The sequence below is a fragment of the Acinetobacter sp. 1207_04 genome (assembly GCF_052850415.1).
Genome location: NZ_VXCQ01000002.1, coordinates 162,005 through 174,841 on the forward strand (window position 1 = coordinate 162,005; position 12,837 = coordinate 174,841).

Here is a 12,837-nt window from a genome sequence, read left to right on the forward strand (position 1 = left end):
ACAGAGAGGTGGTTATGGCAACCCTTAAAGAGCCTGTAAAAATCTTTATAGTTCAGTCTCTTGCTTGCCGTGATACCCCTCAAGAAGTAGCAGAGCTTGTTAAGCAAGAATATGGGCTAAAAATAGAACGCTCACAGGTAGCACTATACGATCCAACAAAAGTTGCAGGAAGAAACTTGAGTAAGAAATTCAAAGATCTTTTTGAGGAAACTCGAAAGAAATTTGATGAAGGCTTAATTGATATTCCTGTGACTCAAAAGTTCTATCGCATGCGTCAGTATCAAAAGCATCTTGAGAAGAATGCAAAAAATACCGTGATGTCGCTCAACATCATGAAACAAGCTGCACAAGATTTAGGTGGTCAGTTTACAAATCGCCAAGAGCTTACAGGTAAGAATGGTGAGCCATTAATGGGTGTGTCTGATACTGAATTAGACAAGCGCATTAAAGAAGCTGAGGCTAAAGCGAGAGAATCATGACTAGAGAAGAAAAGATTGCATATCTCGCTTTACTTGAGGAGCGTAACCGTCGAAGTGATACTTATCAGTATCGTAGTTTTGGTGACAAGCTCTATCCATTTCAGCGTGAGCTGATTTCAGCTTCAAAATCATATTCTCAAGTGATGCTGATGGCAGCTAACCGTGTCGGCAAAACCATGACGGGAACCTATGTCGATACGATACATGCGCTTGGTCATTACCCTGATTGGTGGGATGGTCATGTATTTAATCATGGACCTTTAATTTGGCTATTAGGCTACTCGGGTGAAAAGTGCCGAGACCTATTGCAAACGCCTATATTTGGTCGTCGTGTTGAAAATAAATGGGTTGGAGGATTAATACCACCTGAATTTATTCTTGAGCATGAGTCAATGACAGGGACAACCAATGCGATGCGCTCTGTATATGTACGTCATGGTGGTGGCGGTGATGTCCAGTATCAAACCTCAAAAGTACAATTTTGGTCATACTCGCAAGGACAACACGCTTTAATGGGTGACTCTGTTGATTGGTACCACATTGATGAAGAACCAAGAGATCAGACTATTTTCCCACAGGTCTTAACGCGAACAGCAACAGGTGATCAAGGGCAAGGTGGTCGAGGCATTTTGACGTTCACTCCTGAAAATGGTCGGACTGAGTTGGTTGTCCAATTCATGGATACACCATCCAAAGGACAATACTTGATTCGTGCAGGTTGGGATGATGTAACGCACTTGACGGAACAGACCAAAGAAACCCTTTTAGCCTCCTTCCCACCGCATCAACGTGAAATGCGAACCAAGGGTATTCCAATGCTCGGTCATGGTCGTATCTATGACTTGAGTGAAGAATTTATCACCTGTGATCCGTTTGAGATTCCTGATCATTGGATGATCATCAATGGAATGGACTTTGGTTGGGATCATCCTCAAGCTCAAGTACGACTTGCGATAGATATGGATAATCATACGATCTATGTCACACACGCATGGAAACAGCGTCAAGTTTCTCCAAATGATGCGTGGGGAGCTGTTAAGCATTGGGCGACTGATGTTCCAACTGCATGGCCTTTAGATGGTTTACAAACTGAAAAAGGCTCAGGTAAGCAACAAAAGTCATATTACAAAGAAGCAGGTTTTAAAATGTTAGCAGAACATGCGACATGGCCTGATGGGTCGAATGGAGTTGAGGCAGGTCTATTTGAGATTCTAGACTTGATGCGTAAAGGACAATTTAAGGTGTTTCGTGGTCTGCGGGTATTTTTGGAAGAGTTTTTGCAGTATCACCGAGATGATAAGGGCAGAATTGTTAAAACTCACGACGACGTTTTGGATGCAGTACGTTATGCATACATGATGCGTCGTTTTGCTGTACGTAAAGGTTTAATCGGTAAATCAAAACCTAAATCACCACCGCCACCACTTGCCATGAGGACAACATTGTCATGACCGACAACAAAGAAAAAGACGAGGATATTTTGACTCGCGTTCGTCAGCTTTGTGATGATGCACAAGATTACTGGCAAGAGAACTATAAACGTGGTGAAGAAGATCGTCGCTTTGTCACGTTGGATGATGCCCAGTGGAGTGATAAAGATCGTGAAGCGCGTGTAACTGCAGGTATACCGACATTAACCATCAATAAGCTACGGACATACTGCAAACAGCAAATTAACAGTGCCAAAATGAATAAACAGCAAATTAAAGCTGAGCCTGTAGATGATGTTGCTGATCCTGCGGTGGCACGTATTTTTAACGGCTTATTGCGCGATACTGAAATTTCAAGCAGTGCGGATAATGCTTATGATGCTGCCATGGAAAACGTCGTCTACAGTGGCTTTGGCGCGATTCGCATTCATGTTGACTATGTTTCTCCTGATAGTTTTCAGCAAGAGCCGAAAATTATGTCGATTCATAACGCTGATTCTGTGTACTTCGATCCAAACTCAAAGGAGCTTGATGGCTCAGATGCACGTTATGTTGTGCTTAAAACATGGGTGCCTAAAGAGGACATTGCAGATCAGTATGGCGATGATGCGACGACAGACTTTGAAAGTGATGCTCAAAGCACGTGGTCAAATCATGATGATAAAACGGTCTGTGTTGCTGAGTTGTTTGAGATGCAACGAGAATCCAAGACTTTATATCTATTGGTCGATGGCACAACAACATTCGAGGAGCCAATTGATAAAGACTCGATTCACGATCAACGTAAAAGCTATATTGAGAAGTGTTGGTGGTACAAACTGACAGGCTCAAAGGTGCTTGAGGATCGTGAATTTGTCGTTCCGATGTTGCCGATTGTACCGGTATATGGTGATGTGACTTGGGATGGAGAAGATCGTTATATCTTTTCACTGATCCATTTCGCCCGTGATCCGCAGAAATTGTACAACTATTGGAAATCGTCAGAAGCACAACAGATTGCAGAAGGTTTACGTAAGCAGTTTTTAGTGCCTGAACGTGCATCACGAGATTTGACAGAATGGGCGAATCCAAATGCTTATCAAGCCTTACGTTGGAATGATGTAGACGATCAAGGTCAGCCGATTGCACCGCCTCAACAATTGCCTGCGTTAACTGCATTATCAGGGATTTTGAATGCCGCCAATGGAGCCAAGGAAAGTATTGAGGAAATTCTCAATATGCAACCTGCAGCAATGGGTCAAAACGTCAATCAACAGTCAGGTAAGGCAATCAGTCTTCTGCAACAACGAGCGGATGTCAGTCATTTTCATATTACAGATAACCTGAATAAATCCCTGGCTCAAATTGGACGGATCTTGATTGCGATTTATCAAAAGGTGTATTCAGTCCCTTTGATTAAACGGATTACAGGTGAAGATGCTAAAACTGAACGTGTAAAGCTGAATGAACCCACTGATCAGCAAGGTGAGGGCATTATTGATGGAATCTTGAATAATCTCACCATCGGACGCTATGACATTCGTATGACGACAGGTGCAAGCTATATCAGCCAACGGCAAGAGAATAAAGAAGCCCTGGTACAGCTATTACAGTTTGTACCGCAAATTGGTCAAGCCGCTCCTGATCTACTGCTCAAAGCCTTTGATGATGGCAATATGCTTGAGGATATTGTGGAGCGTATTAAGAAATCATTGAATCCTGCATTAACGCAAGAGGGTGAAGGTGATCCACAAGTACAAGCCGTATTGCAACAGTATCAACAACAAATGCAACAGCTACAAATGCAGTTACAGCAAGCAATGGCACAGGTTGACGATAAGAATGCTGAACGTGATGCACGCTATCAAATTGCTGAGCTTCAGGCGCAAACCACGATTGAAGTTGCTCAACTCAATAATGCCGCCAAAGCTGAGATTGAGGAATTGAAAGGGGCAATCAGTATGATCCTGCAACATATGCAACCGCCTGAAGCATGGGTAGATACGGGCATGCAAGATCAACCACCACAACAACAACCACCGAATGAAGAACCGCCACTTGAGGGCGGTTTTTTAATGCCTGAACAAATGCAACAGCAACAACCATTCGTACCTGATGACGGCCAGATCGGGATTGATACGCACAATATGGCTGCACCGCAACAAGACCCCGCACTTGACGGTAATCAAGGCTTAAGTGAGTAGGACTATGGAAAACACAGAGAATCCCATCGTAGATGATGTTGATACAACAGACGGTGCTGAACAGGATCAAGAGATTGATCAGGAACAGGGTCAGCAGGTTGCGTCAGAACCGACGGATGAGCAGAAAGCCGAAGCTGATAAACAGGCTGTAGCTGAACGTGAATCCAAACGCCAAACTGCGATTGATCAACGTATTGCGAAATTAACATGGGAGAAAAACGAAGCACTGCGATCGGCTCAAACCTTACGTGAAAAATATGCATCTCAGGAGCAGGTCAATTTAAAAGAACCTGATTTGTATGATTTCGAATCTGTCGATGACTACGCTAAAGCGATGTCGGAGTATCAGCATAAGAAATCTGAGCAAGACGTTAATTCTCGTTTTGAGCAACAGCGTAATGATCAAGCACGACAAGCACAGTCTATGCAGATTGAGTCTGCAGAAGCTGAGTTTGGAAAGACTCATCCTGATTATCTGCAAACGGTGAGTAAATTGATCAGTCTCAGTGGCGGGCAATTGCCTGAACAGCTCAGTGAAGCCGTGCTTGAGTTGGGGGCTGATGCGCCCGCGATTCTGTATGAGCTTGGCAAAGACCCGATGGATTATGTTGAGCTTTTAGGTCTACCCCCATCTTTGCAATTGATGAAACTCGGTGAAGTCCGTGCCTCACTTAAAAATAAACCGCAAGCTCCCAAAGTTCCAAATGCACCCCCTCCGGTAAATCCGCCTTCAGGCAAAGCCAATGTGAAGAAGAACCCGCTTGATATGAAGGATGGGGATGCTGTGAGCTATTTAAAAAGTCTACGAAATAAAAGGTAAATAAAATATGCCAAATGTTATTAATACAGCTCAAGTTTTTGCGCAGGAAGCTGCAGCCATTATTGAAGAAAGTTGTCCATTTCTGATGGGGATTAACCGCTCTCGTGAAAAAGAGTTTGATAAAACCGTGAACGGCTATCAAGTTGGTGATGATGTCTCAATCACGATTCCAGGTATTAGCCGTATCTATGACGGTAATGTACTGGCTGAAGGTGGACAAATTGATTCATGGAAAGAGCGTAAAGTCAGTTTAAAAGTGGACAATCATGTGCATGCTGCCTTTCAGTCTTCTCATGTTGAAAATGTCTTTAAGCTTGATGCCAGTGATCCGCGTCGTCGTGATTATGTCGATCGTATTTTTAAGCCTCAGATCCAAACCTTATGCTCAACGATCGAAGCACGTTTGATTAAAAATGCGGTGATGAAAACGCCTTATTTGGTAGGTACACCAGGTACGGTACCAAACTCAATTCGTACGCTGAATCAAGCACGGGCAAAGCTACAAAAAGCGCTTGCACCTGAAGGTAATCGTAGTGGCTTGATCAGTACGGATTTGAACCTTGAATTGGTTGATACCAGTAAGGCGTTGTTCAATCCGGGCAAGCAAGTTTCAGAACAGTATCGTGAAACGAATCTTGGTCGTGCCTCAGGTGCCGATTGGGATGAAGTGATTAACCTGCCAACTTTATACAATGGTAATAAGGTGGCAGGGGTCATTATCTCAGGGGCAAGTCAAACAGGTGAGACATTGGTATTTGGTGGTCTTGCCAATGGTGATACGTTCAAAGCAGGTCAGGTCTTTACTATTGCAGGCGTATTCAAAACTCATCCATTGACGGGTGAATTAATGCGTGACCTACAACAATTTGTTGTACTTGCCGATGTCATGGCTTCTGCTACAACAGCACAAGTATCAATCTATCCGTCATTAACGCCTGCAATGCCAAACAAGACAGTGAATGCAAGTCCTGCGAATGGTGCGGTGGTTAATTTTTATGGTGAAGCCGAGCAAGGCTTTGTGCAAAACCTATTGTTCCAAGAATCTGCATTTACTGCAGCATTTGTACCTGCAAAGATCGTAACGCCGAAAGAGTTTGGCTATTCATATTCTTCGAAAGGTGTGCGTTTTACAGTACAAAGCGCGGGTGATTTTAAAGACCTGTCTACAGCTACCCGTATTGATTTGATGTGGGGCTTTACTCGTGTTCGTGATTTTGCTTGCCGTATCACTGAATAATTTTAATCACAATCAATGACAACATATGCCCCTTAATTGGGGCGTTGTCATTTCTGGAGTAATGAAAATGGAATATCCAAAAATGCTGTACTTGGGGTCGACCACTTCACACCAAAATGAAATTGCTCAAAATGCAGAGCATGAAGCAGAGCTACGTGAGCTTGGCTTTGTGGACTTTGCTGACTTAGAAGATGAAGTCAATCAAATGATGGGCAGTGCTGTTGGTGGTGCATCAAGCGAAGACTTTAAAAATGCTTATGTGCCTGTTGAGCAGTTTGATGCAGTTAGCGAAGACTTAGTTCAAAAAGAATTACAGCTCAGTGTTGCTCAAACTGAACGTGACCAATTCAAAGCTGAGAATGATGAGCTCAAAGCGCAATTAAACATTGAGCGTGAAGCAAATCTACAGTTACAACAGATCATTGATTCTTTTGAGCCTGAGCCAACACAAGCCCAAACGATTGCACCCGATTACAACGCACTAACGGCAGATCAACTTCGTACTTTGCTTGATGAAAAGGGCATTAAGTATTTAGCCCGTGATGATAAACCGACTTTGATTGGCTTGTTAACTCAACCTGCTAAGAAGGAATAATAACAATGAAAGTCCGTGATCTTATCCATGCCTCAGCACGTATTATCGGTATTGTTGCTTCAGGTGAAAACATGACAGATGCCGAAATGAGTGATGCTGTATCTGCTTTGAATATGTTGTTGGGGCAATGGTCAGCATCACGTGACTATGTATATCAATCACAAGACATTGAGGTGCAACTTAAGGCAGGGCAAACGCATTATTTTGTTGATGCTCGCCTTATCTCAGAAGATGCAGTACTTGATGGGCAAGACATCCGTTTGTATCGTGATACGGCATTGAATGTACCTGCAGATGCTTTGCGTTATAGACGGTTTGTAGAGGGGATTGAGGTTATTGTGGCGAATCCTCAGTCTGCAAAATTGTTTATTCATTCGTTAATCAGCCCTGAGTTTCCACTTAAAGCCACAGATGATATTTATGTGCCCGTTGAGTATTTACGAGCTATTAAATATGCCTTGGCGATTGAGTTAGCACCCGAATATCAATTGCCGATTACTGCAGATGTACAGATGCAATATCAACAAGCGATGCGCATTATGCATCGAGCACAATCTACGCCAATTCCAGTAAAACCTGATCAGACATTGATGGGTATTAGTTATCGAGGTCGTTATGGTTAAGCTTCCTTTGGTTGGCCCTGCATACAAATTGCGGGCTCAAAGTATGAGTTGTCAAAACTGCATTAATTGGTATCCCCAAACGATTGAATATCCTAACGGTTCACGCGTTGCTGCACTCATACCTACACCCGGACTAAAACGTATTTTTGAGGGAGATCAAGCTTCAGTACGGTGCTTGCATGTTTTGTCTAATGGAGATTTGATCGCTGTAATTGGTAAAAGGCTCTATCACAGCAAAGCATCTAAATTTGAACTTGTTGAGATGAGTCAGATTAGTGCGCTTGGTACGGTGCGTATTGCCGATAACGGTCAAGTCGCTTTGATTGTAAATGGTACATATACCTATGCATTGGATATGTTAACGCTCACGATTGAGCGATTGTCAGGCTCAACGATTCCTAGATCGACACATGTATTGTTCTTGGATGGTCGTTTTGTTCTAAATAAGTTTGGGACAGGACAGTTCTATTGGTCCAATTTGTACAGTACAAAAATAGATGCATTGTCTTATGCAACGGCTGAGTCTACACCGGACAACATCACAGCAAGCATTACCTTTAACCGAGAGCTTTGGTTATTTGGGGCGCAAAGCGTAGAGCGATACTACGGTACAGGTTCAAGCAATGCACCTTTTGCTCGTTTGTCGGGTGGTGCGATGGCATTTGGTTGTGTTGCTCCGGATAGTATTGTGTCTTTATCTACAGGTGTGATTTGGCTAGGTGTGAGCGAATTTGGTGGCCATCAAATTGTAATGAGTGCGGGCGGTGTTCCTGAGCGAATTTCGACTCATGCGATTGAAGAGGCAATCTCTGTTTATAGCAAAACAACAGATGCAATGGCTTATGCCTATCAGCAAGAGGGACATGTTTTTTATGTTATTTCGTTCCCATCTGCGAATGCAACATTTTGCTTTGATGTATCTACAGGTCTGTGGCATCAACGCTCTTTTGCCAATGCTCAAGGTTTACATGAGCGCCATCGTTCACAGCATCATGCATTTTTTAGGAATATGCATATTGTTGGCGATTATCGAAATGGCAAATTATACGATTTAGACAATCGCACTTTCACAGACGATGGTGAGCTGATTTTACGTGAACGTACCGCGCAGGCAGTCAATACTGAAGGTGCATTAACGCGTTTCAATAAGTTAGAAATTGTGTGTGAAACAGGGTTTGGGATTGAAAAGAAAGAGATTCCTGATCCTAAACCTCCTGAACCTATTGGCTGTGAGGGTGCTATTGATTCTTGCACACTTGGATACATATCAGCTTATGGATTTTATGGCTTAGCCATTAATGGTGTAGAAATTACTGAATCTACTTCTTTTTATAACAATCAAGACGGTAGAGATTTACAAGCAATATTAAAAAAGGATTTTGAAGTAGATCTAATTCCTTTTGATATTAATATGAATCCAACCACAAACTTGAATTTAATTGAAATAAGTCGCTTTAAAAATATGACAAAACAGTTTGTCAAAATTGAAATCACAATACTTGATGCAAATGATATTGATCAAGTATATGAGCCCATCAATCCTACCTTTGAGCCTTCTTCTTATACCTTTTGTTTGGCACCTGCAGATTGAGGATTAATTATGGAACCAAAGCTAATGCTGAATTGGTCAGATGATAATGGTCATACATGGTCTGATACTCGTTTGATTCCACTTGGTAAAAAAGGGGAATATCGTAAACGGATTATTGCTAGACGTTTAGGCGCAGGGCGTGATCGGGTATTTCGTATTCGCTGTTCTGAACCCATCAATATTGTGATTATCGAGGGGCGCTTGGAATGAGTCAGGGCATCCCTGCACGGGACATCATTGTCGATCGAAATGGCCAGATTACAACAATCTGGCTTATTTTTTTTGAGCAGTTATATGGTTTGTACTCAAATACGAGTCAAAGTAATACAGAATCGATTGCACAAATACAAAAGATCGCTGATCAAGCTTTAGAGCTTGCACAGCAAAATAAGCATGGAAATGATCAACAACAAAAGCAGATCGTATCTTTAGCAAAATCGATATCAGAATTGAAAGATCAAAATGTTTCACAAGATCAGATCAACCAACTCATGCATGCTGATGAGGATTTACAACATATCGATCAGCAACAGCAATCCGCAATTGATGCATTGAGTAAATCTTTGCAGACATTGAAGAAAGAAACAGGGAGTCAGCTTGAAGAATTAGAGCATGAAATATCAATTCTCTTTCGAAGTAGCGAGAACAATTTGAGTGATGCCCCTGAGGATGATCTGATCTATGGGCGTAAAAATGCAGAATGGGTAGAAGTTGTGGCAGTGAATTTATCACTGCCATTTTTTTTAAAGAACGGTATTCGACAAGATGTAGAGCTAAGTTCTGATTATCAACTGCCTTTTTTCTTGGCAGACGGTACTCAGCAAAATATTCAGATGGTGACAACATGAATCAGACCGTACCCCTTAAAAGAAGAACTGAAGGCTTAGGTGAGTTTGAACCCAACGATGTGATTCCTATCGAACATGGTGGGACAGGAGCATCCACGCTTTTAGATGCACAAGATCAATTAGGAATCTCGGGAAAGCTCGATAAAATTGATTTTGTTCAGCATTTCCGAGGTGTATTTAGTAGCTATTCTGCGTTAATGACTGCACTACCGACTGCTCTAGATGGGGATTATGCACATATTGATAGTGGTGCAGGGTTTGATCGTCTTGCTGCAGTGTGGGATTCATCAGATTCAAAATGGGCGATTGCGCAAGCGAATGTTGGTGCAAATACGGATGAAGTCCCTGAGGGAAGTCAGAATCTATATTTTAAAAGTCAGCGTGTCCTAGATACGCCACTCACAGGTTTGGCGGTTGTGCCTGCTCATGGAATCTTAGCAACTGATGAAATATTGATGGCACTCGCAAAGTTACAGGCACAAATTAATGCAAATAGCATTAAGCCTGTGAACTGGATTGATGTCAGAACCATTGCCACATTTAATAATAAAGTTCATTTACCTGGTGTAACTCTCAAAATAGCCAATATTAATGGTGAGTTTTGGATGAAAGGTTCTTTTCAAGTTACAGCGCAGATTTCAGCCAATACTGATCCAATTTTCACAATTAATAATAAAGATTGGTTTGTTTTCGCATCAGCGGGAGCCGTCAATGTTGGTTTAGTTCAAACCTTTGATACATATGGCTCTACGTTGGCCACTTATATTTTTGGTTTTATACAAACACAGGCGATCAACGTTTCACGTTTTTATTGTGTTCAAAGTACGCCCTCAAGTGCGGTGTTTAATTTTGCGCCATTTAACATTGGTACATTATTAAATCCTGCGGTTGGATTGGTATAGGAGTTAATTATGGGTTTATTAGGTTCGTTAACTGGTTCGAGTGCAGCGAAAGCTGCAAAAAAAGCTGCAGGACTACAAGCGCAAGCTGCGCAACAAGCAGGCGGTATTTTAAATACGGCCTATACAAATGCAGGGCAAACACAATCTGATGCAGCGCTGAAAGGTTCAGGCATATTGAGTCAAGGTTATCTTGATTCAAATGCAAACTTAAATACCGGCTTTACCGATGCAAATAACACCTTAAATGGTGGATTGAGTTCAGCACTGGGGTATCAACAGCCCTATGCGAACTTGGGTACACAAGCAGGTGGATTGTTATCCCAAGGTTTAGCGGATGGAAGTTTGACACGTAGTTTTGGCGCATCGGATTTTAATGCTGATCCGGGTTATGCATTTCGCAAACAGCAAGGTATGGATGGAATTGAGTCGAGTGCGGCGGCAAGTGGTGGATTGCTCAGTGGTGCAACACTTAAAGCGTTAAATGGTTATAACAGTGATTTGGCATCGCAAGAGTATCAAAACGCGTATAACCGTTTCGGCAATGATCAAGCGAATGCTTTCAATCGATTATCGGCAACGACTCAAATGGGGCAAAGCGCTGCCAATAATATGAGCAACATGTCTTATAACAATGCGTCGAATATTGCCAATAATCAAACATCACTATCGCAATTGATTTCACAAGGTTTACTTGGATCTGCTCAAGCCAATGCAGGCGGTGTACTCGGCTCTGCTGATGCTTTAGCGAATGCCGGAATCAATGGTGCAACTGCTCAAGCAAATGCGTTGACGGGTAGTGCGAATGCCAATGCTAGTGGGATCGTTGGATCAGCGAATGCTCGTAGTCAGGGCTTGGGTGGCTTACTCAGCCTAGGAAGAATGAGCAAGTTCCTTTCTTTGGCACAGCATCTTTTCGTGAGGCTCAACAGCAACAAGCTAAAGTAGCTGCAAATAAGGTGGTTGAAAAACTTCATGGGAAAATGTCAGAAGTTGATTATAAAAGCATAAATAAGATTCAAAAAGCAGCCAGTAATGGGGATAAAAATGCAATTCGTATCATGGGAGTAGTGAACGAAGCAGGTGAAGATTCAGGAAAAATTTTACAAGCTGCAGCTGAAATAAAAAATTGGCGTGGACAAAAAGTAGCATCAAGCATGTATGACCGAGTAAGTCAGCAAGCAGGAAGCACAACGGTTTCACCGACAAAAACGATTCAAGCCATTGATGATGTGATTGCTAGCGACTCCAAAGTTGTTCCAAACAAGGATCTATTAAAAGAAATTTCAGGTATTAAGGACAATTTAACCAACCCTGCTATTAACACGCATTTTGGAGAATTACGAGCTGCCCGGTCGCGCTTGGGTGAGTTAGTGGATGAGTGGGGAAGACAAGGTAAAAGCACAAGTGGCTTAACCAAGATCCGCACAGCCATTGATGATGATACTGCTGATTTTGCACTTAATTCAGGAAAGCCTAGTCTGATTAATGAGTATAAAAGAGCAGATGCTTTTTATCGAGACTTACAAAAGAGTCGGGATAAAGCTTTGGCCAACTCAATGAGTAGTAAAACCCCTGATGAGATCTTTAATAATTTCGTTAAGGTCGGTAAAGGTGATAAAGCTGCCAATTTTTATCAAAATCTAGATCCTAAAGGTCAAGCTGCTTTGCGTTTTGAAATGGCAAATCAAGCACTGGGCAAGGCAACAAATACGAGTACGGATGTTTTTAGTCCAGCAAATTATGCGCGCGAGTTTGAAAAACTTTATGAGCCTTATCAAAATATCTTTAAGGGTGCTGATCGGACTGAAATGGACGGTTTTGTGAAGCTCATGCGACATGTGGAGCGAGCGGGTCAGTATGCTGAGAACCCACCAACAGGTAATAGATTAGTTTTTGGTGCGATAAGTATGGCGAGCCTACCTGTTGCAGCTAAAGTTGCCCTTCAAGCATCTTTAGTTAAAGTACTTTTCACAACAAAGGCAGGCAGACAAATTTTACTTGCATCAAAAGACTTACCACCAAACTCTCAAAAGCTTGCAAATTTATTAAAGATGGCACAAAAACTTGCTGTGACTTCTTCCGCTACAGCTACAGCGACATCAAACCAATAACCACCCTAAGGTGGTTTT

13 protein-coding genes are annotated in these 12,837 nt (G+C 42.3%); all 13 read left to right on the forward strand.

Annotation, left to right across the window (positions count from 1 at the left end):
* Positions 1 to 14: 14 nt before the first annotated feature.
* Positions 15 to 479 (forward strand): DUF2280 domain-containing protein, encoded by a 465-nt coding sequence (locus FW754_RS02755; protein WP_419348447.1) that lies wholly within the window; start codon positions 15 to 17, stop codon positions 477 to 479.
* Positions 476 to 1,930, forward strand: coding sequence for a phage terminase large subunit family protein (locus FW754_RS02760; protein ID WP_446323791.1), 1,455 nt, complete (start codon positions 476 to 478; stop codon positions 1,928 to 1,930). Before FW754_RS02755 ends, FW754_RS02760 begins: the two co-directional genes overlap by 4 nt.
* Entirely contained in the window at positions 1,927 to 4,092 is a 2,166-nt protein-coding gene (locus FW754_RS02765) for a portal protein (protein ID WP_446323792.1), read from the forward strand. The genes FW754_RS02760 and FW754_RS02765 overlap by 4 nt, the downstream gene beginning before the upstream one ends.
* A 4-nt stretch (positions 4,093 to 4,096) precedes the next feature.
* Positions 4,097 to 4,912: a hypothetical protein gene (locus tag FW754_RS02770; protein WP_446323793.1), complete on the forward strand. Its 816-nt coding sequence runs from the start codon at positions 4,097 to 4,099 to the stop codon at positions 4,910 to 4,912.
* A gap of 7 nt (positions 4,913 to 4,919) precedes the next feature.
* On the forward strand, positions 4,920 to 6,149 hold the full coding sequence (locus FW754_RS02775; RefSeq protein ID WP_446323794.1) for a P22 phage major capsid protein family protein: 1,230 nt from the start codon (positions 4,920 to 4,922) through the stop codon (positions 6,147 to 6,149).
* A 67-nt stretch (positions 6,150 to 6,216) separates the two neighbouring features.
* A complete protein-coding gene (locus tag FW754_RS02780) occupies positions 6,217 to 6,744 on the forward strand; it encodes a hypothetical protein (protein ID WP_446323795.1) in 528 nt (175 codons plus the stop codon).
* A 5-nt stretch (positions 6,745 to 6,749) separates the two neighbouring features.
* Entirely contained in the window at positions 6,750 to 7,367 is a 618-nt protein-coding gene (locus tag FW754_RS02785; RefSeq protein ID WP_446323796.1) for a hypothetical protein, read from the forward strand.
* Positions 7,360 to 8,958 (forward strand): packaged DNA stabilization protein, encoded by a 1,599-nt coding sequence (locus tag FW754_RS02790; protein WP_446323797.1) that lies wholly within the window; start codon positions 7,360 to 7,362, stop codon positions 8,956 to 8,958. Before FW754_RS02785 ends, FW754_RS02790 begins: the two co-directional genes overlap by 8 nt.
* Positions 8,959 to 8,967: 9 nt before the next feature.
* Positions 8,968 to 9,168, forward strand: a complete 201-nt coding sequence (locus FW754_RS02795) for a hypothetical protein (protein WP_409510976.1) — start codon at positions 8,968 to 8,970, stop codon at positions 9,166 to 9,168.
* Positions 9,165 to 9,806, forward strand: coding sequence for a hypothetical protein (locus tag FW754_RS02800; protein WP_446323798.1), 642 nt, complete (start codon positions 9,165 to 9,167; stop codon positions 9,804 to 9,806). Before FW754_RS02795 ends, FW754_RS02800 begins: the two co-directional genes overlap by 4 nt.
* Positions 9,803 to 10,708, forward strand: coding sequence for a hypothetical protein (locus FW754_RS02805; protein WP_446323799.1), 906 nt, complete (start codon positions 9,803 to 9,805; stop codon positions 10,706 to 10,708). Before FW754_RS02800 ends, FW754_RS02805 begins: the two co-directional genes overlap by 4 nt.
* 9 nt (positions 10,709 to 10,717) lie before the next feature.
* Entirely contained in the window at positions 10,718 to 11,653 is a 936-nt protein-coding gene (locus FW754_RS02810) for a hypothetical protein (RefSeq protein WP_446323800.1), read from the forward strand.
* A gap of 35 nt (positions 11,654 to 11,688) precedes the next feature.
* Complete coding sequence (locus FW754_RS02815) at positions 11,689 to 12,819, forward strand: hypothetical protein (RefSeq protein WP_446323801.1); 1,131 nt, start codon at positions 11,689 to 11,691, stop codon at positions 12,817 to 12,819.
* Positions 12,820 to 12,837: the final 18 nt, after the last annotated feature.